Origin of the sequence: Pseudomonas sp. 14P_5.3_Bac1, from assembly GCF_025466135.1 — a bacterium.
Classification (GTDB): Bacteria; Pseudomonadota; Gammaproteobacteria; order Pseudomonadales; family Pseudomonadaceae; genus Aquipseudomonas.
Genome location: NZ_JANLOF010000012.1, coordinates 34657 through 54452 on the forward strand (window position 1 = coordinate 34657; position 19796 = coordinate 54452).

Annotated in this window: 15 protein-coding genes and 1 pseudogene; 8 read left to right on the forward strand and 8 right to left on the reverse strand. The window is 61.8% G+C overall.

The annotated features are described in order from the left end of the window. Window positions 1-60: 60 nt before the first annotated feature. From NTD89_RS03200 to NTD89_RS03215, 4 genes are all read left to right on the forward strand, one after another. The gene (locus tag NTD89_RS03200) at window positions 61-2049 is read left to right on the forward strand and encodes an alpha-1,4-glucan--maltose-1-phosphate maltosyltransferase (protein ID WP_262206428.1); all 1989 of its coding nucleotides are present in this window, start codon (window positions 61-63) and stop codon (window positions 2047-2049) included. A gap of 90 nt (window positions 2050-2139) precedes the next feature. Next, window positions 2140-5487 carry a maltose alpha-D-glucosyltransferase gene (gene treS, locus NTD89_RS03205; RefSeq protein WP_262206429.1) on the forward strand — a complete coding sequence of 1116 codons (3348 nt, stop codon included), beginning with the start codon at window positions 2140-2142 and terminating at the stop codon, window positions 5485-5487. Further along, window positions 5484-7721 (forward strand): 1,4-alpha-glucan branching protein GlgB, encoded by a 2238-nt coding sequence (gene glgB, locus NTD89_RS03210; protein WP_262206430.1) that lies wholly within the window; start codon window positions 5484-5486, stop codon window positions 7719-7721. Before treS ends, glgB begins: the two co-directional genes overlap by 4 nt. 90 nt (window positions 7722-7811) lie before the next feature. Next, entirely contained in the window at window positions 7812-8939 is a 1128-nt protein-coding gene (locus NTD89_RS03215; RefSeq protein WP_145165641.1) for a sensor domain-containing diguanylate cyclase, read from the forward strand. Between the two features lie 3 nt (window positions 8940-8942). Here NTD89_RS03215 and NTD89_RS03220 read toward each other — a convergent pair whose 3' ends face one another. Both NTD89_RS03220 and NTD89_RS03225 read right to left on the reverse strand, forming a co-directional pair. Then, window positions 8943-11129 (reverse strand): response regulator, encoded by a 2187-nt coding sequence (locus tag NTD89_RS03220; protein WP_262206431.1) that lies wholly within the window; start codon window positions 11127-11129, stop codon window positions 8943-8945. A 172-nt stretch (window positions 11130-11301) separates the two neighbouring features. Then, window positions 11302-12153 carry a CAP domain-containing protein gene (locus NTD89_RS03225; RefSeq protein WP_145165639.1) on the reverse strand — a complete coding sequence of 284 codons (852 nt, stop codon included), beginning with the start codon at window positions 12151-12153 and terminating at the stop codon, window positions 11302-11304. 266 nt (window positions 12154-12419) lie between these two features. Here NTD89_RS03225 and NTD89_RS03230 point away from each other — a divergent pair. Further along, window positions 12420-12596, forward strand: a pseudogene (locus NTD89_RS03230) (LysR family transcriptional regulator); the annotation flags it as partial. Between the two features lie 56 nt (window positions 12597-12652). Then, the gene (locus NTD89_RS03235; RefSeq protein WP_262206432.1) at window positions 12653-13324 is read left to right on the forward strand and encodes a GNAT family N-acetyltransferase; all 672 of its coding nucleotides are present in this window, start codon (window positions 12653-12655) and stop codon (window positions 13322-13324) included. A gap of 63 nt (window positions 13325-13387) precedes the next feature. Here the strand turns inward: NTD89_RS03235 and NTD89_RS03240 are convergent, their stop codons facing one another. Continuing rightward, a complete protein-coding gene (locus tag NTD89_RS03240) occupies window positions 13388-13765 on the reverse strand; it encodes a hypothetical protein (RefSeq protein ID WP_262206433.1) in 378 nt (125 codons plus the stop codon). A gap of 112 nt (window positions 13766-13877) precedes the next feature. Then, on the reverse strand, window positions 13878-14480 hold the full coding sequence (locus tag NTD89_RS03245) for a TetR/AcrR family transcriptional regulator (RefSeq protein WP_262206434.1): 603 nt from the start codon (window positions 14478-14480) through the stop codon (window positions 13878-13880). Window positions 14481-14561: 81 nt separating this feature from the next. On the opposite strand from NTD89_RS03245, the gene NTD89_RS03250 reads away from it, so the two are divergent. After that, window positions 14562-15161, forward strand: a complete 600-nt coding sequence (locus NTD89_RS03250) for an NAD(P)H-dependent oxidoreductase (RefSeq protein WP_262206435.1) — start codon at window positions 14562-14564, stop codon at window positions 15159-15161. Window position 15162: 1 nt separating this feature from the next. Here NTD89_RS03250 and NTD89_RS03255 read toward each other — a convergent pair whose 3' ends face one another. Together NTD89_RS03255 and NTD89_RS03260 are read right to left on the reverse strand one after the other, a co-directional pair. After that, entirely contained in the window at window positions 15163-15552 is a 390-nt protein-coding gene (locus NTD89_RS03255; protein WP_145165634.1) for a hypothetical protein, read from the reverse strand. 32 nt (window positions 15553-15584) lie between these two features. Further along, on the reverse strand, window positions 15585-16841 hold the full coding sequence (locus tag NTD89_RS03260; protein WP_262206436.1) for a 3-phosphoshikimate 1-carboxyvinyltransferase: 1257 nt from the start codon (window positions 16839-16841) through the stop codon (window positions 15585-15587). 329 nt (window positions 16842-17170) lie between these two features. Here NTD89_RS03260 and NTD89_RS03265 point away from each other — a divergent pair, with 329 nt between their 5' ends. Continuing rightward, complete coding sequence (locus NTD89_RS03265) at window positions 17171-17800, forward strand: lytic polysaccharide monooxygenase auxiliary activity family 9 protein (RefSeq protein ID WP_262206437.1); 630 nt, start codon at window positions 17171-17173, stop codon at window positions 17798-17800. A gap of 7 nt (window positions 17801-17807) precedes the next feature. Here NTD89_RS03265 and NTD89_RS03270 read toward each other — a convergent pair whose 3' ends face one another. Together NTD89_RS03270 and NTD89_RS03275 are read right to left on the reverse strand one after the other, a co-directional pair. Further along, window positions 17808-18362: a UPF0149 family protein gene (locus NTD89_RS03270; RefSeq protein ID WP_145165631.1), complete on the reverse strand. Its 555-nt coding sequence runs from the start codon at window positions 18360-18362 to the stop codon at window positions 17808-17810. Window positions 18363-18422: 60 nt separating this feature from the next. Continuing rightward, a complete protein-coding gene (locus NTD89_RS03275) occupies window positions 18423-19691 on the reverse strand; it encodes a chloride channel protein (RefSeq protein WP_262206438.1) in 1269 nt (422 codons plus the stop codon). Window positions 19692-19796 lie beyond the last annotated feature (105 nt).

A 19796-nucleotide genomic window follows, 5' to 3' on the forward strand; every position in this document is an offset into this window, starting at 1 on the left:
GCCCTATCAGAATTCGGATCAAGCAAAGAGCGTCCACAGGGCGTAAGGGGAAGATGCTCGATGACTGCTGAAACACTGGCTCCAGACGATTCCATTTTGCCGCTATCCCAGGCGTTGTTATTGCCCAGGATCGCCATCGAAAGTACCGCGCCTGTAATCGACGGCGGCGAATTTGCCGTGAAAGCCGTGGTCGGCCAGCGCATCAATGTCACCAGCAAGGTCTTTGCTGATGGCCATGACAAGCTTGCCGTACTGATCCGCTGGCGCCCGTTGCAGGACGAAAGCTGGCACAGCGTGGTGATGGCCGACGTCGGCAACAATGGCTGGGAAGGCGCGTTCACCGTGACGCAGCAAGGCCCCCACGAATATTGCATCGAAGCCTGGATCGATACCTTTGCCAGCTTTTGTTATGAGCTGCGCAAAAAACACGAGGCCGGCGTGCCGGTCAGCCTTGAGCTGCAGGAAGGTCGCAGCCTGGTGTTGCAGGCCGCCGAGCGCAGTGACAACGAGCTGCGCGATCGCCTGATGCTGCTGCACCACGAACTGTCGGACTTGCTGGAAACCGAGCAGGTCGCGCAGTTTCTGCACGAAGACAGTGCACACCTGATGACCCAGGCCGACCATCGTGCCTACTTGAGCGTCAGCCCGGTTTACCCGGTTGATGTGGAGCGCACAGCGGCGCAGTTTGCCAGCTGGTACGAGTTGTTTCCGCGCTCGATCACCGACGATCCTGCCCGCCACGGCACGTTCAACGACGTTCACTCGCGCCTGTCGATGATCCATGACATGGGCTTTGACGTGCTGTACTTCCCGCCGATCCATCCGATCGGGCGCAGCCATCGCAAAGGCAAGAACAACTCCCTGACCGCCGGCCCCGATGATCCCGGCAGCCCGTACGCGATTGGCAGCGAGGAGGGCGGCCATGAAGCCATCCACCCGCAACTGGGCAGCCGCGATGACTTCCGCCGGTTGGTCAAGGCCGCCGCCGACCACGGCCTGGAAATCGCTCTGGATTTTGCCATCCAGTGCTCCCAGGACCACCCGTGGCTCAAGCAGCACCCGGGCTGGTTCAACTGGCGCCCGGACGGCACGATCAAATACGCCGAGAACCCGCCGAAGAAATATCAGGACATCGTCAACGTCGACTTCTATGCCGCCGATGCGATCCCCAGCCTGTGGACTGAGCTGCGCGACGTCGTGCTGGGCTGGGTGGAAGAGGGCGTGAAGACCTTTCGGGTCGACAACCCTCACACCAAACCGCTGCCCTTCTGGCAATGGCTGATCAGCGACGTGCGCGGCAGACACCCGGACGTGATCTTCCTCGCCGAAGCATTCACCACGCCTGCAATGATGGCGCGCCTGGGCAAGGTCGGTTATTCGCAGAGTTACACCTACTTTACCTGGCGCAATACCAAGGCCGAGTTGAGCGAGTACTTTGCGCAGTTGAACGAATCGCCCTGGCGCGAGTGCTACCGACCGAATTTCTTCGTCAACACGCCGGACATCAACCCCGGCTTCCTGCACGAATCCGGGCGACCGGGCTTCTTGATCCGCGCCGCACTGGCCACCATGGGCTCGGGCCTGTGGGGCATGTATTCAGGGTTTGAGTTGTGCGAAGCCGCGCCCGTGCCCGGCAAGGAAGAGTACCTGGATTCGGAAAAGTACGAGATCCGTCCGCGTGATTTCACCGCGCCCGGCAACATCATTGCCGAGATCGCGCAGCTCAATCGTATCCGCCGGCAGAACCCCGCATTGCAGACGCACTTGGGGTTGAAGCTCTACAACGCCTGGAACGACAACATCCTGTACTTCGGCAAACGCAGTGAAGATGGCAGCAATTTCATTCTCGTCGCGGTGAACCTTGACCCGTTCAATGCCCAGGAAGCGCATTTCGAGTTGCCGCTGTGGGAACTGGGCTTGCCGGATGATGCCCAGACCCAAGGCGAAGACTTGATGAACGGGCATCGCTGGACCTGGTACGGCAAGACTCAGTGGATGCGGCTGGAGCCGCACATGCCGTTTGGAATTTGGAGAATCACCACCTCCTGAAACCAGCCAGTCACCTGCGGGCGTCGGTACACGGCGCCTTCAGGGAGCGCGCTCCACCAGTTGGTTTTTCAGCATTTTCAGGAGTTACCAATGGCGAAGAAACCCAAGGCTGCCACCTTTATCAAAGACCCGCTCTGGTACAAGGATGCGGTGATTTATCAGGTTCACGTCAAATCCTATTTCGACTCCAACAACGACGGCATCGGTGACTTTCCCGGGCTGATCGCCAAGCTCGATTACATCGCCGACCTGGGCGTAAACACCATCTGGCTGTTGCCGTTCTACCCCTCGCCACGCCGTGACGACGGCTATGACATCGCCGAGTACCGTGGCGTGCACAGCGACTACGGGACCATGGCCGACGCCAAGCGGTTTATTGCCGAAGCCCACCAACGCGGCCTGCGGGTCATCACCGAACTGGTGATCAACCACACCTCCGACCAGCATCCCTGGTTCCAGCGTGCGCGCAAGGCCAAGCCGGGTTCGGCCGCGCGCGACTTCTATGTGTGGTCCGATGACGACCAGAAATACGACGGCACCCGCATCATCTTTCTCGACACCGAAAAATCCAACTGGACCTGGGACCCGGTCGCCGGCCAGTACTTCTGGCACCGGTTCTATTCCCACCAGCCAGACCTGAACTTCGACAACCCGCAGGTGATGAAGGCGGTGCTGTCGGTGATGCGTTATTGGCTGGACATGGGCATCGACGGCCTGCGCCTGGACGCCATTCCGTACCTGATCGAACGCGACGGTACTAATAACGAAAACCTCCCGGAAACCCACGACGTACTCAAGCAGATCCGTGCCGAGATCGACGCGCATTACCCCGACCGTATGCTGCTCGCCGAAGCCAACCAATGGCCGGAAGACACGCAGCTGTACTTCGGTGACAAAAAGGGTGACGACGGCGATGAATGCCACATGGCGTTCCACTTCCCGCTGATGCCGCGCATGTACATGGCGCTGGCCCAGGAAGATCGCTTCCCGATCACCGATATTTTGCGCCAGACCCCGGAGATTCCCGCCAACTGCCAATGGGCGATCTTCCTGCGCAACCACGATGAACTGACCCTGGAAATGGTCACCGACAAAGAACGCGACTACCTGTGGAACTACTACGCCGCCGACCGTCGCGCGCGGATCAACCTGGGTATTCGTCGACGCCTGGCGCCGCTGATGGAGCGTGATCGCCGCCGTGTCGAACTGCTCAATAGCCTGCTGCTGTCGATGCCGGGCACGCCGACCCTGTATTACGGCGATGAGATCGGCATGGGCGATAACATTTATCTGGGCGACCGCGACGGCGTGCGTACGCCGATGCAGTGGTCCATCGACCGTAACGGCGGCTTTTCCCGCGCCGACCCGGCGAGCCTGGTGCTGCCGCCGATCATGGACCCGCTTTACGGCTACCAGTCGGTCAACGTCGAAACCCAGGCTCAGGACCCGCACTCTTTGCTGAACTGGACCCGGCGCATGCTCGCGGTGCGCAAGCAGTCCAAGGCCTTTGGCCGTGGCAGCTTGAAAATGCTCTCGCCGAGCAACCGCCGGATCCTGGCCTACACCCGTGAATTCACCGGCGAAGACGGCCGCACGGAAATCATCCTGTGCGTGGCCAACGTGTCACGCAGTGCCCAGGCCGCCGAACTGGACCTGTCGGCGTTCGCCGGCATGGTGCCGGTGGAGATGCTCGGCGGGAATGCCTTCCCGCCGATTGGCCAGCTCAATTTCCTGCTGACCCTGGCGCCTTACGGTTTCTACTGGTTTGTACTGGCGGCGGAAAACCAGATGCCGAGCTGGCATGTGGAACCGGCGCAAAGCATCCCGGACTTCACCACACTGGTATTGAAAAAACGCATGGAAGAACTGCTCGAAGAACCGTGCCGCAGCACCCTGGAACAAACCTCGCTGCCCGCCTGGCTGCCCAAGCGGCGCTGGTTTGCCGGCAAGGACACCGCCATCGACAGCGTGCACATTGCCTACGGCGTGCGCTTTGGCGACCCGCAGCACCCGGTGCTGCTCAGCGAGATCGAGGTGAGCAGCGCTGGCCAGGTCAGCCGCTATCAGCTCCCGTTCGGCTTTCTCGGCGAAGACCAGCTCACCAGTGCGCTGCCCCAGCAATTGGCGCTCGCCCGTGTACGCCGTGCGCGTCAGGTCGGTTTGGTGACCGATGCCTTCAGCCTTGAGCACTTTATTCGTGCGGTGATCCATGGCCTGCAAGCCGGCACCGTGCTGAACACCGGCGAAGGTGATTTGCACTTTGAGGCCACGCCGCATCTGGCCAAGCTGCAACTGGGCGAAGAGCCGCAGGTGCGCTACCTGGCCGCCGAACAGTCCAACAGTTCGGTGGTGGTAGGCGAAAGCCTGGTGCTCAAGCTCATCCGCAAAGTCAGCGCTGGCGTGCACCCGGAGCTGGAAATGAGCGCTTACCTGACCGAAGCCGGTTACCCCAACATCTCGCCGCTGCTGGGCTCGATGGTGCGTCGTGACGGTGAAGGGCAAGACAACCTGCTGATGATTGCCCAGGGCTACCTCAGCAACCAGGGCGATGCATGGGCCTGGACGCAAAACAGCCTGGAGCGGGCGATTCGCGACGAATTGGCCGAAGCCATGTCCGAACAGGAACAGCACTACAACGCCCTCGGCGAACTGCAAGACTTTGCTGGTTTGCTCGGCCAGCGCCTGGGCGAAATGCACGCAGTCTTGGCGGCAAAAACCACCAACAAGGACTTCAAGCCTGAAGTCACGAGCGTCAAGGACACCCAGGCCTGGGCCAAGGATGTGGGCGCGCAGATCGACCGCGCGCTGCACTTGCTCAAGCTTCATCAAAGTCAATTGAACCCTGCCGATCAGGCGTTGGTCAGTGAATTGCTGACGCAGAAAAAAGCCATCGGCACGCACGTTCAGGCCCTGGCGAAAGCCACGGCCGGCGGGTTGCGGATCCGGGTTCATGGTGACTTGCACCTGGGCCAGGTACTGGTGGTCAAGGGCGATGCTTACTTGATCGACTTTGAAGGCGAACCGGCGCGTCCGCTGCATGAGCGGCGCGGCAAGCACAGCCCCTATAAAGATGTCAGTGGCGTGCTGCGCTCGTTCGATTACGCCGCCGCCATGGCCTTGAATGTGCAAGGTGTGGATCACTCGCCCGAAGCGGACATTGCCCGCAAGCGCGTGACCGACCGGTACTTGAGTGAAGCACGTCAGGCATTTACCCAGGCTTATCATCAGGCGACGTCTACACTGGCGCATGACTGGCAGGATGCCAAAGGCCAGAGCGCTGCGCTGACGTTGTTCAGCCTGGAAAAGGCCGCGTATGAAGTGGCCTACGAAGCGGAAAATCGCCCGACCTGGTTGCCGGTGCCGTTGCAAGGTTTGCACGGTCTGCTCAGCGGGCTAACACCTATATCGAAAAATGCACGCGGTGGGGAGACGTCATGAGCTTTACAAATAAAGAACCGCTGCAACCGAAACTGACTGCAATGCCGGCGTCCAAGGACGTCGAAGCACTGGTACGCGCCGAACACCATGACCCGTTCTCGATTCTCGGGCCACATGATGACGAGCACGGCGGCCAGTTCATCCGCGCGTTTCTGCCCGAAGCCCTGAGTGTTCAGGTGCTGGCGCGAGACAGCGGTGAGACGCTTGGCAACCTGGACGCCAGCCCGGTGCCAGGTTTGTTTGTCGGCCACTTCAAGACACGCCAGAACTACCTGCTGAAAATCCAGTGGGCCGGCGGCGAGCAGATCACAGAAGACCCTTACAGTTTCAGCCAGTTGCTGCTCGGTGAAATGGACTTGTACCTGTTTGCCGAAGGCAATCACCGTGACCTGAGCAGTTGCCTCGGCGCGCAAGTGACCAGTGTCGATGGCGTGCAGGGTGTGCGCTTTGCCGTGTGGGCGCCGAACGCCCGGCGCGTGTCGGTGGTGGGTGATTTCAATATCTGGGATGGCCGCCGCCATCCGATGCGGTTGCGTCACCCCTCGGGCGTCTGGGAAATCTTCATTCCACGCCTGCAACCGGGCGCGGCCTACAAGTACGAGATTCTCGGTGCCCACGGCATCCTGCCGCTCAAGGCCGACCCGATGGCGCTGGCGACCCAGCTGCCGCCCGACACCGCCTCGAAAGTCGCCGCCCCGTTACAGGTGGACTGGCAGGACCATGAGTGGATGCAGTCGCGCGCCGACAAGCAGAAACCCTCGGCGCCGCTGTCGATTTATGAGCTGCACGTGGGTTCCTGGCAATGCGAGCTCGACGAGGCCGGTGAAGTCTCCCGCCAGTACGGCTGGCGCGAGCTGGCCGAGCGCTTGGTGCCGTATGTGCAGCAGTTGGGCTTCACCCACGTTGAGCTGATGCCGATCATGGAGCATCCGTTCGGCGGTTCCTGGGGTTATCAGGCGTTGTCGCAGTTTGCCCCGAGTGCGCGCTTCGGCTCGCCGGAAGATTTCGGCTTCTTCGTCAACGCCCTCCATCAGGCCAACATCGGCGTGATCCTCGACTGGGTACCGGCGCATTTCCCCACCGATACCCACGGTTTGGCCCAGTTCGACGGCACCGCGCTGTACGAGTACGCCAACCCGCTGGAAGGCTTCCACCAGGATTGGGACACACTGATCTACAACCTGGGCCGCACTGAAGTGCACGGGTTCATGCTGGCCTCGGCGCTGCACTGGCTCAAGCACTTCCATATCGACGGCCTGCGCGTGGATGCCGTGGCGTCGATGCTGTATCGCGATTATTCGCGCAAAGCCGGCGAGTGGGTGCCTAACCGCCATGGCGGCCGCGAGAACCTGGAAGCCATCGACTTCCTGCGTCATTTGAACGACGTGGTGGCGCTGGAAGCACCGGGCGCACTGGTGATCGCCGAAGAATCCACCGCGTGGCCGGGTGTGAGCCAAAGCACCCAGCAGGGCGGGTTGGGCTTCAACTACAAGTGGAACATGGGCTGGATGCACGATTCGCTGCATTACATCCAGCAGGATCCGGTGTACCGCGCCCATCATCACAACGAGCTGAGTTTTGGCCTGGTGTATGCCTGGTCCGAGCGCTTTATCCTGCCGATCTCCCACGATGAAGTGGTGCACGGCAAGCATTCGCTGATCGACAAGATGCCCGGTGACCGCTGGCAGAAGTTTGCCAACCTGCGCGCTTACCTGAGTTTCATGTGGATGCACCCCGGCAAGAAGCTGCTGTTCATGGGCTGCGAGTTTGGGCAGTGGCGCGAGTGGAACCACGACCAGCAACTGGATTGGTACCTGCTGCAATACCCTGAACACCAGGGCGTGCAGAAACTGGTTGGCGACTTGAACCGCCTGTACCGTGAGGAACCGGCGCTGCATGAGCAGGATGATGCGCCCCAAGGCTTCCAGTGGCTGATCGGCGACGATGCGATCAACAGCGTCTATGCCTGGCTGCGCTGGAGCAAGGACGGCAAGCCGGTGCTGGTCGTCGCTAACTTCACCCCGGTGCCGCGTGAAGCCTACGCCGTTGGCGTGCCATTTGCAGGGCGCTGGAGCGAGGTGATCAACAGCGATGCCGACATGTACGCCGGTTCCAACTACGGCAACGGTGGGGAAGTCTTCACGCAAGAGGAACCGCGTCATGGGCAGCCGGTGTCACTTTCGTTGAATGTGCCGCCATTGGGTGTGCTGATTCTGCGGCCGGAAACGCTTTAAGGGCGCCAAGGTGCTGGATTCTGTTGTCCGCAGTACTGGCAGGGTGCCACAATGGCGCCCTAGTCGCGGCAGTCGAAGCAGGCGTATTGAATGAACGGCCTAGAGCATGGGCAGGACCAGGATGGTTTGATAGAAGAACTGGTGCGAACCGACCGTTTGCATCTGCTGTTTCGTCAATCCTTCGCTGCCATTTTCGGCAGTTACCTGGCCGCCGTCATGCTCTGCTGGTTGTGCTGGGACCGCTTTGACCACACCGTCATGCTGGTCTGGTTATCGGTGCTGGCAGTGACCTCGCTGCTGCGGGTGCAGATGTTCATGCAATGGTTTCGCTGCCCGAACAGCGAACGCACTCCCGACCGCTGGGAGCGCCGTTACTGGGTGACGTTGATGCTATCCGCGGGTGTGTGGGGCATTGGCGCCCTGGCGGTGATGCCCACCGACGACCGCGTCTCCCAGGTGCTGGTCATGTTGTTCACCGTGGGCATGTCGGTCAGCGCCGTCTCGTGTTATTCCGCTTACCGTTACATGACGCTGGGCTCCATGGCCCTGGTGCTGTTCCCCTGCACGCTGTGGCTGCTGTTCCAGCCCTCGTCGATGCAAGTGGGCGTGGGCGTGGTGGTGCTGGTGTTCTCGACCTTCGCGGCAAGCGCCACGCGTAAATTGGCGGATGCCCTGGAAAAAGCCTTTCGCCTGACCCGGCAGATGGAACGTGCGCACACGATTTCGACGCGCGCCGCCCAGACCGACGAACTCACTGGATTGATGAACCGCCGCGCATTCTTCGAACATGCCCAAGTGCTGTACGCGCAATGTCGCCATAACCAGCAGCCGTTGTGCGCGCTGATGATGGACATGGATCACTTCAAAGCCATCAATGACACCTACGGTCACCAGGCCGGCGACCAGGTCTTGCGCCAGATTGGCGGGGTGATCAGCGCATCGTTTCGCCAGGCCGACGTGTACGGGCGGCTCGGCGGCGAGGAGTTTGCGGTGTTGTTGCCCAATACCTCGCTGGAAACCGCACGGGATATCGCCGAGCAACTGATCAAGGCCATCTCCGGCCTCGCCGCCGAACCGGTGCAGGGCTTGACCGCCAGCCTCGGTGTGGCGACGACCCGCAGCCTCGATCAGGACCTGCACAGCCTGATGAACACCGCCGACCAGGCGCTGTATCGCGCCAAGGCCATGGGCCGTAACCAGGTGGCGATCGCGGAGTAGGCGTCAGGCGCGCTGCATCGACTTGGCCAGCACGCGCGCCACCTGGTCGGCGGAGTAGGGCTTGGCCAGGAACTCGACCCCTTCGTACCCACTGTCGGCCAATTCTTCGCTGTAGCCGGAGGTCAGCACCACCGGCAGGTCCGGCCGACGCTGGCGCAGCAGTCTGGTCATCGCCACGCCGGTCATGCCCGGCATCACCACGTCGGAGAAAATCGCGTCGAAGGCCAACACATCGGCACCGGCCAATGCGAGTGCCTGTTCGGCGTCGGTGGCCCAGGTGGTCTGGTAACCGAGGTCCTGCAGGATCTGGTTGGCAAAGCGGCCCACTTCGAGGTTGTCTTCGACGATCAGAATATGCCGCTGCGCGGTATCGTGGACCAGCGAGCCGTCCTCCTGGGGCAAGCTGGCCTGCACCGTCTCGGCTTCTGCTTCGGGCAAGTACAGGGTAAACACGCTGCCTTGCCCCAGGGTGCTGGACACGTCGACGTTACCGCTCGATTGCTTGGCGAACCCGAACACCTGCGACAAGCCAAGGCCCGTGCCTTTGCCCACCGCCTTGGTGGTAAAGAACGGCTCGAAAATGCGCTCGACAGTGTCGTCGGCAATGCCGCTGCCGGTGTCGGCCAGCGCAATCGCCACAAACGGCTGCTGTACTTGCACATCGCCACGGATCAGTGGCAACGCTGCCACCGTGGCGACGCGCAGTGTCAGGGTGCCGCGGCCGTCCATGGCATCGCGGGCATTGAGCGCGATATTGATCAGCGCGGTTTCAAACTGGCTCGGGTCAACGCGCACATAGCATGGCAGGCGGGGCAGTTCGATCTGCACAGTGATACGCGCGCCGGTCACACTTTCAAGCATCTCGCCGATGTTCTTGACCCGCTCGCACACATCGAAGACTTCCGGGTTCAACGGCTGGCGGCGGGCGAAGGCGAGCAACTGGCTGGTGAGCTTGCTGGCGCGCTCGACGGTGTCTGAAACCGCGCCCATGTAGCGTGTGCGTCGCTCTTCGGACAGCCCCGGCTGGCGCAGAAAATCCACCGAGGAGCGAATGATCGTCAACAGGTTGTTGAAGTCATGGGCCACGCCGCCGGTCAACTGGCCGATCGCTTCGAGCTTTTGCGACTGGTGCAACGCCGCTTCAGCCTGGGTCAATGCGGCGGTGCGTTCTTCCACGCGTTGTTCCAGGGTGGCATTCAGTTCGGTGATCGCGGCCAGGCCGTCGCGTACGGCGGCGTCAGCGCGCACACGTTCTATATGCGCCCAGGAGCGCTCGGTGACTTCACCCACCAGCGCCAGGTCGTACGGTGACCACAGGCGCGCGAATTTATGGTGCACGGCCATCAGTGCCGTCAGGCGCCCATCCTTGATCAACGGAAAACACACCGTCGCCGTCACGCCCAGCGACTGGTAGGCGGCAGCTTCCTCGTGGCTGAACTCCACGCGGTTGTCATTCACCACAAACGGCTCGCCTGCACGCAGGCACTTTACGGCCTGCTCGCCGAAATCCGCCAGGCTGTAACGCCCGACAATACTCGGCGAGCCCGGTGCGGCCCAGTTGTCGCGGATGGTGAAGCTGTCTTCGTCGGCTTCCATGTCGGCATAGGCGCAGATGGACACCTGCATGTGCTCGGCGAGCAGGCGCGTGGTGAGGGTCATGATGGCTTCGGCGTCGGTGGCGTTGGCCACCGCGCTGCCAATCGCATCCAATACGGCCAGGCGACGGCTGAGGAATACGGTTGCGGTGGTTTCGGTGACGGTATTGAGCATGCCCACGACCGCGCCCAGCGGGTCGCGCACAGGGCTGTAGCAAAACGTGAAATACGATTGCTCCGGGCCGTTGCCACGTTCAATCACCAGCGGGTAATTCTCGACATAGGTCGCGTGCCCTTCAAAGGCCGCGTGGGCGATGGGGCTTACTTCATCCCAGACTTCGCGCCAGGTTTCACTGAAAGGACGGCCCAACGAGTAGGGTTTATCGCCAAGAATGGGGACAAACGCATCGTTGTAGAGCGTGATCAAGTGTGGCCCCCAACTGATGGACTGGGGGAAGCTTGAGGCAAAGCACAGCGCGACCGTTGTTTTGAGTACGTCGGGCCAGTGTTCCAGCGGACCCAATGGCGTACTCGCCCAATCATGCTGACGCACGCGTTCGGCCATGTCGCTGCTGCCTTGCAGCCAATTCATCATTGGGAGAACACCTTGTTTGCCAGAGTCTTCAGCGCGCCTGAACATTCATGGCGCCCAGCTACAGACACAGTTGATCGTCAGCAGTTCAGCGCAATTATCGGCAAGATGGCACTTTGATTTCCTACGCGTTTGAACAGGCTTGCTTCGGCCGGGTTGGGCGCTTGCCCAACCGCTATTGCGTGCCGAACAAACCGGTCCAGTAAATGCCCGCGTCACTCTTTGGGTCCATCGCATAAGCGGCGCCCAACTCGCGAAATTGCGGGTTCATCAGGTTGGCGCAATGCCCTGGGCTGGCGAGCCAGCCATCCACCACTTTGCGCGGCGTGTCGAGGCCGGCGGCGATGTTCTCGCCGATATTTTTCGCGATATAGCCTGCCAGTTCGGCGCGATCACCCGGGGTGCGGCCGTCGTGGTCCAGGTGGTCGAAGAAGTTGCCGTTGGCCATATTGCGTGTGTGGCTGTTGGCGGCGCTGGCCAGGTCGTCGTTCCACGACAATGGCGTGGTCGCGGCAAATGCCTGGGTGCCGCACTGGCGCGGCTGTTCACGGGCGGCGTTGATCAGGTTGAGCAACTGCCGGCCTTCGGTCTGCCAATCACCCAAACCGCTGGAAAGCAGCGGGCGGGCAAGCACAATGCGCCAGTCCTCGCCGCTGTTGCTCACGCCAATGTCGACAAATTGCGGGTCCAGCACCACGCGGCAGAAACTTTCCCGCACCGCCTTCATGGCCGCCTGGGCATCCTTGGGCCCCGACAGGCTGATGGCTTGCACGTTGACCATCGGGTACGCAGCCCGCGCGAGCGCTTGCTGCAAATCGCCGACATTGGTGGCCGGCAATACCAGCCGCGTGTCGCTGGCCAGCGGTGGCAGTTCCTGTGAACCCTGGTCACCGCAGCGCTGTACCTGGCTGCGGTACTGGTTGATCTGTTGCACCAACTGACTTTCTTCATTCGCCATCGCGCTGGCGCAGAACGCCAGACTGGCGGCCAGCGTCGTAAGACCCATCATCAATGACAGAACGCGCATGGACGTTACCCTTGAGCTTGAAAGTGCCCATGATGCGCGATGTAACCCGGTCTGGCGCAACGCCTTTTTTGTTTTTTTGCCTCAACGGGTGTTCTGCGGGCCGTTCACGGCGCTGTGGCGGCGCCAGGCAAAGCGGCTTGCGAGGACGATCAAGACCAGTGCCACGGCAAAGGTCACGTGCAGGCCATTAGCCATGGTTTGCGCGGTTGCATGGGTGAGATCGGGGCTGGCCCAGGCAAATACTGCGCCCGGGCCCAAGGTGCCGACTGATCGCCAGCGTGCCCGAACGCTACACCGCCCACCAGCGCGATGGGCTGTACAGCTTTACGCTGCCGCTGACGCTTGCGTCGTTTACCGTGGCCATGCTCTGACACCCGCAGCTGGATGCCGACCTGGCCCACCGCTGGTTGCGTGGTTGTTTGCGCGAGGTGTGCGGGCAATGAACCGGTCGCAGCAGGTACAATCGCCGCTGCCTTGACGCGAAACCCCAGGAATTTGCATGTTCAGCCTTACCCGCTACACCGCGCCGTGCCCCGAGTCGATCAACAGCCAGATCCTGCAGATGGTGGTGGATAACCTCACCGACATCAGCAGCGTCGCGCTGCCGCCCAGCAACCTGCTCTACAACATTTACCAGTACACCACCGGCTTTGAGGTGCACCTGTACCTGCAAGCGCTGGATGGCTCGAAGGGCATCGCTGTTGAACTGGTGGTGGCGATGGATGAGGACACGCTGGTCGGCTTTTGCCTCTATCTGCCGGTGAAAGACGACCCGCAAGCCTGCGGTATCGCGTTCATGGCGGTGCAGGCGGGTAGGCGGCGCCAGGGTGTGGCGCGCGCAATGATGCAGGACGTGCTGGCGCGTTATCCCCACGCCGAGTTGGCGTGTGCCGTAGAAAAGGTCCCGGCGTTCACGGCCATGGGCTTTCAGGTACGCGGCGCGCGCGACACGCAGGTGCTGATGAACACGCGCGATTACGGCACTGACGGCCTGATGGGCGTGCTGGACGTGGCGGCGATCTATCGCTCGCTGGAGGTGCGGCAGATTCATACCTATCTGCTGCAAAAACACGGCAAGCGCGCGATGGTGGATGCGGAAAAACAGCGCGACCGGCATCTCGATCAGCTGGCGCGCAAGGTTCAGCTATATGTGAATGAGCACTTGGCGTGAAACGGCCAACCGGTGGCGAAAGCGCTTTCCCTTGCCACCGGTACGCTGTATTGGCCTCAAACCTTACGGCTTGGCCAGGTTCCAGTTACCGCCAACGCCGTCACCGGTGATGTCGCCCGGCTTGCTGTCCTTGACCCAGGTGTACAGCGCCTGGCCTTTGTAGGCCCATTGCCTGCTGCCGTCGTCGCGGGTGATCACGCTGTAGCCGTCGGCTTCTTTCGCCGCGGCCTGGGCAGTGAACGCGGGCCAGTTGGCCAGGCACTGGCCGTTGCACGCCGATTTGCCGGCGCTGTCTTTGGCGAAGGTGTAAAGGGTCATCCCCTGGCTGTCCACCAGCACTTTGCCCTTGGCGCTGTCGGCCACCTTGGCCGGGGCGGCGAACGCCATGGAGGCCGCACAGGCAATCAGGACGGCAGCAGCGAGGGAGAGTTTTTTCAGCATGACGAGCTCCTGGGTGTTTTTGGATTTGGGTACCGGCCTTGTGCTGTATTCACAAGCCGTACTCAGGTAAACACCCGTCACGACGCTTTATTCCTGCGGCGCAAATAATGATTTACCCGCGGCTGCGGTTGACCATGCCCAGGATCGTCGCGAGCAACTCCTGCTGCGCCTCATCGCGGCTGATCTCGCCGCTGGCTGCCGCCTGGGACAGCGCCTCCGCCGCGCCGAGCATTGCCCGCAAGCCGGCTTGCGACACGGTGGCGCCGGGTGCAAACGGCGCCAGGGCGTCGCGGCACTTGTCGAGAAAGATCGCCTCGTATTTGCGCTTGAGGGTTTCCAGTTCTGGCGAACTGCTCAACGCGGCAATCACCCCCGGAATTTCCCGCCCCTGCAGCAACACACAATCGACATAGCACGCGGCGATCACCTGCGCGCGGTCATCGAGTGTTGCGCCACTGCTGTCGAGGGCTTCGGCAAACAGCTGGTTCTGGCGCCCGTCGAAATCTTCGTACAGCGCGGCGAACAAGCCTGCGCGGGTGACGAAGTGGTCATAGACCACCGGCTTGGTGACGCCCGCCAGTTCCGCGAGACGGCCCAGGGTCAGCGCTTCGGTGCCTTCCTCGCGCACCAGTTGCCAGGCCACGTCGAGCAGTTGGCGCAGACGATCTTCGCGCGCAAGGCGCCGGCGTGGAGCAGGGGATTCTGTGCTTGACATGCTTATATACCAAAAGTAACTTGATGGAGTAACTTACTAAAAGTAGTTTGGCCCAGCCTAAACGCAAAGGGAGTCAATGTCATGCATGCTCTGATCGTTGTTGCTCATCACGACCCGCAATCGCTCACCCACAGCCTCGCCGCGCAAGTGGCGGCAGGGCTCACCGAGGCCGGCCACACGTTCGAGATCGCCGACCTCGCCGCCGAAGGTTTCGACCCGCGCTACACCGCTGCCGACCACCGCGTGCACCGCAGCCGTGCCGCGTCACCGGCCGACATCCTCGCTGAACAAGCACGCATCGACCGCGCCGACGCGCTGGTCATTGTGTTCCCGATCTACTGGTGGTCGCTGCCGGCCTTGCTCAAAGGCTGGGTCGACCGCGTATTTGTCAACGGCTGGGCCATCGACTACGGTCCCGATACGCCGGTGGTGAAAAAACTACGGCACTTGCAGGTGCACTTGCTGGCGGTGGGTGCAGCCGATGAAAGCGCATTTGATCGCCACGGCTATGCCAAGGCGATGCGCACGCAAATTGACTATGGGATTTTTGATTATTGCGGTGCTCAGGTGGTGAAGTCCGAGTTGCTGCTGGAATCCGAGAGCGGGGGGGCGCAAGCGCATTTACAGGCGGCGAAGGTCGTGGGGCTGGGCCTGTTTGAGGACGAAACCGTAGCCGGGTGATTCAACCTTCGCGAAACAGGTCGTGGGCATCGAGCAAGCGGTAGGCAATCTCCGGGCGTTTTTCCATTCCGCGACGAATCGCTGCGGGAATCGATTGCCGGGTCTTGCGACACATGCCCGGCAGGTCGTCGATGACGATCTGAATCCCGCGCATGCTTTTGACCTCGGTGTGCCCCGGTGCGACATGCACGCGGATGCCCAATTGCTCGTACATCCGCTGTTGCATGTGTTCCAGGTCTTGCAGGCTTTTGAGGTCTTCGAGGCGCTCGAGCAGGCGTTTTTCTTCCTGGCGTGTCAGGTGAAGAATGCGCAGGTCGGCGTCGGGCGCTTGCAGCAGTTGCTCACGCTCGCACACGCAGGCGCCGGGTGGGCAGGGCGGGCGAATCGTCATGTGCATTCCCTCCCCATTCCGACGCCGCTGCTTCAGTCGCTCAGTGCGACCCCAAGACTGCCCAAGGCCTTCCAGTACTCAGGATAGGTCTTGGCCACGCAGTCCGGGTCTTGAATACGGATACCCGCGACCTTCAACCCGGCCAGTGCAAAGCACATGGCGATGCGATGGTCGGCGTGGGTGTCGATCAGCGCGTTGCACGTGGTGCCGGCCAGTGCAGGGTCGCTGGCGACCAGCAGGTCATCGCCCTCGATGGTGGCCAGGCCGGGGCGAATTTCGTTGAGGCCATCGTGCAGCGCCTGCACCCGGTCACATTCCTTTACGCGCAGGTTGGCCAGTTCAGTGAAGCGCACCGGGGTGTTATTGAAAGCGGCCAAGACTGCAAGGGTCGGGATAGCGTCCTGCATCTGCGAGCCGACCACGTTGGCCTGCATGTTCGGGAACTGGGCGATCACGGCCTGGGCCTTGGCGTCCGGCTGAGTGAAGTCCTGCGCCGCCACGCCGATGTCGATGCGCCCGCCGGTCAACACTTCAGCGGCCCACAGGTACGTTGCAGCGGAGGCATCGGGTTCGATCAGGTAGTCATGGGCGGTGTAGCCGGTGGGGGCGACGCGCCAGGTGGTGTCGTCGACCACTTCGACCTGTGCGCCAAAGGCACGCATGCAGTCCAGGGTCAGGTCCACGTAGCCACGGGCGCCGATGTCCTTGCCGGTCAGTGCCACTTCAATCGGCGCTTCGCCGCAGGCGGCAAGCATGAGCAAGGCCGACACGTACTGGCTGGATAAACCGCCGTCGATTTCAAAGCGTTTGGCCTGGACCTTGCCCACGCCGTGCACGGTCACCGGCGGGCAACCCGTGGGGCTGTCGACGCGGATGCCGTTCTGGCCAAGGGTGGCCAGCAGCGGGCCGATCGGGCGTTTTTGCATGTAGTCGTCGCCGTCCAATACCACGGTGCCTTCGACCGTTGCCACGGCTGCCGTGAGAAAACGCATCGCGGTGCCGGCATTGCCGAGGAACAACGGCTGCGCGGGCAATTGCAGTTTGCCGGAGCCGGTGACCACGAAGGTGGTGTCATCCGGCTCATCGATGGTCACGCCCATCTGGCGCAGGGCCACCGACATGTGGCGGGTGTCATCGCTTTTCAGCGCACCGCTCAAACGGCTGGTGCCCTTGGCCAGCGCCGCCAGCAACAGGGCGCGGTTGGTAATGGATTTGGAGCCGGGAGGAGCGACCTTGCCGTTCAGGGGGAAATTGGGCGGTGTAACGGTCACGGTTTTCTGCGAACTCAAGGTACAAGGCTCCTGATCAAGGCAAGGTGGTGTGGAGTGGCCGACGGGCGGACCCGAATAATCAGCCAAACACGCCACGCTTGTCGAGCAGGGATCGTTGTACGGCGCGTATTACGGCGTGATCCACTTGCGGACAGGGCGTGTAGCCTTGCTGCCCTTAGCAGGGTAGGACAAGCAACCCTCGCGGTGCAGGACAACAGCCTTTACTCCGCGAAACGGCGTCGCTGTACGAATGTTCCGAAAGAAGCATCGACTGGACAATAAAACCCACCGCGGTAAGTTCGAGGCACGCCCCATGACGGGGCGCTTTCAATCAAGGAGTGAATGAAATGAACAAACCTCAGACGCAACTCAGACACGGCCGTGTCGTGACCCCCGCCAGCCGAGGCTCGGTGGCCGTGGAACGTGGGCTGCTGGGCAACTGGCAAGTCAACGAAATGGAAGGCGGCAAGAACTTCCCGGCACTCACCGCCGGGCCTTTCCCTGCGCCATATCAAACCGATGATCAAAGCGTCACGCCGCCGGCCGACGGGCACATCCTGAGCGGCGGCAAAACCGACGAGCGCGATTGCATCAACTTTACCGACGAGGAAATGAGCAAAAAGCTCAACACCCCGTTCACTTGGCCATTGCTCAATGTCGAGGCCGGCCAGGTGTTCAAGGTGCAGTGGGAATACACCGCTGCCCACGTCACCCGGGGTTATCGCTGGCTCATCACCAAGGATGGCTGGGACCCCAAACAGCGCATCAGCCGCGCCCAGCTTGAGGCAAAGCCATTCTTTGAAGACTTCTACACCCAGGTGCCGTATTACCAGCACGCCGATGAGATGAAAGCCAAGGTCGAACACCAGGTGACTTTGCCCAAGGGCAAAAAGGGTCGCCACGTGATGGTGTTGATGTGGATCGTGGCCAACACCGGCAACGCCTTCTATCAGGCGTTTGACCTGGACTTCAAATAAGCCCGGCTCAGCGTTTGCTCAACCAGTAATCATGTAGCGCCCGCGCAGCCGGTTCGATTGCGCTGACCCGCTGTTGATGGGCGTTTACATCCAGGTCCGCCGGCAATTCGAAGTTGTCCTGCTCGGCGCACCAGGAAATTTTCTCCAGTTGCCCGGCCAGTTCGGCGGGCAATTCGGGCCAGTGGCCGATCGCGGCGCCACGGATATAGCCAAAGCACCATTCCTCCGCCAGGGTGACGACGTGGCCCTGATGCTCCGTGTCATCAAAGCGAGCCTTGAAGCCTTGCGCGTCGGTTGCCAACTGCGCGGCCAGGGTATTCATATGGCGCACGCACAGTTCGAGAAAACGTTGGGCCTCTTCCACACTTTCCCAGTCCGGGTTCTGCCCACCCCAGATCGCCGGGAACCACTCAGCGACGTCCACTTGCGCCGGGCTTGAGACCAGCGCAGTGAAGTAGCCGTCGAGTTCGGCCAGGTTCAGCACCGAGTGATCGTCGCCGTACTTGAGCAGGGTTTCTTCGATGAATTCGAAATCGGCGGGGGCGAGGGGTTGGGCGTGCATGGCAATTCCTTTGAGCGTCGAGCGCCGCTTCGGGGCGGCTTAAAGCGCGAAGGATGGCGCTTAGGCGGGCTTTTTTCCAGCGTTTTCCCAGCGCGCAAGCAGTTTGCTCACGCACAGCGAACCGACCACCGCCAGGATGATCGGCACCAGAAAGTCATGCTCGATCCGGGTAAATTCCGCCACCAGCACAATTGCCGTCAGCGGCATGCTCATGCTCGCCGCCAGGAACGCCGCTGCGCCGATGATCGCAAATGCGCCCAGGGGCACGCCGGGCCACGCCAGGCTCCAGGCGCCGCCAAGCATGATCGCCAGCAGCGCGCCATTGGCCAGGGCCGGGGTCAGCAGCCCACCTTCGGCCCCGGCGCGCAGGCTGCTGGCCGTGATCAGCACTTTGACCAGCAGCAGGATGGCGGCCAGGCCGATTGTCAGTTCATTGTCGAAACCCAGTTGCGCCGGACCCTTGCCGTTGCCGAGGATCTGCGGCAGCAGCATGGCCAGCCCACCGATGAGGGTGAAGTTGAGCAACGCCAGCACCGGCAAACGCCAGCCGCGCGCGGCGTTTGCCCTGGCGGCACCGGTAAAGCGGCTGAAACCATAGGCCGCCACGCCAAACACCGGGCCACACGCCACGGCCCAGGCGATCAACGTCGGGCTCAGCAGAAAATGCGGCACCACGTATTGCGGCTCTGCGCCAAGGCCGATCCACGCCACCGAAGCCCCAATCGCCGACGTTGCCAACGCAATCACCGCCGCTGGCCAGCTGAATGCGCCGACCAGCACTTCCAGCACAAACACCGCGCCGCCCAATGGCACGTTGTACACCGCCGCCAGGCCTGCACCCGCGCCGCAGGCGACGATCAGCCGATGCATCGACGGTTCCAGTCGCGCCCGTTGCGCTAACCATGTGGCCGCCAGCGCACCGACTTCACGCGGCGCCACTTCACGCCCCAGCGGCGAGCCGAGGGCCACGGTGACAATTTGCAGGATGGCGTGGGCGAGGGTGGTCTTGGGCGGCATGATCGGCATCTTTTCGCCAACCGCCTGCTTGATGCTCACCAGCGGGCGGCCGTAGCGATAAATCGTCCACCAGCCCACACCCGCAACCAGGCCGCACATGACCAAGACCAGTAACCGACGCTGCGGTGCGGCTGCGGTCACGCCCAAAAGAAAGGTCTCATGGCTGATCAGGCTGTCGAGGCTGTAGCCGTACGCCAGGTGCTGAATGGCGTGCAGCAGCAACGCCAGGAGCATCCCGCCAAGCCCGGCGCCAATGCCAGTCAGCACGACCACCAGGGCCAGAATCAACGATGAGCGAAACGTGGTCGGCATAGATGGCTCCAGGAAATGGCCCAGATTGTATAGCCGATAAAGTCGCGTCCCTGGGTGAAATGTATCGGCAGGCCATGAACCGCGGCCCCACAACATTTCATTACG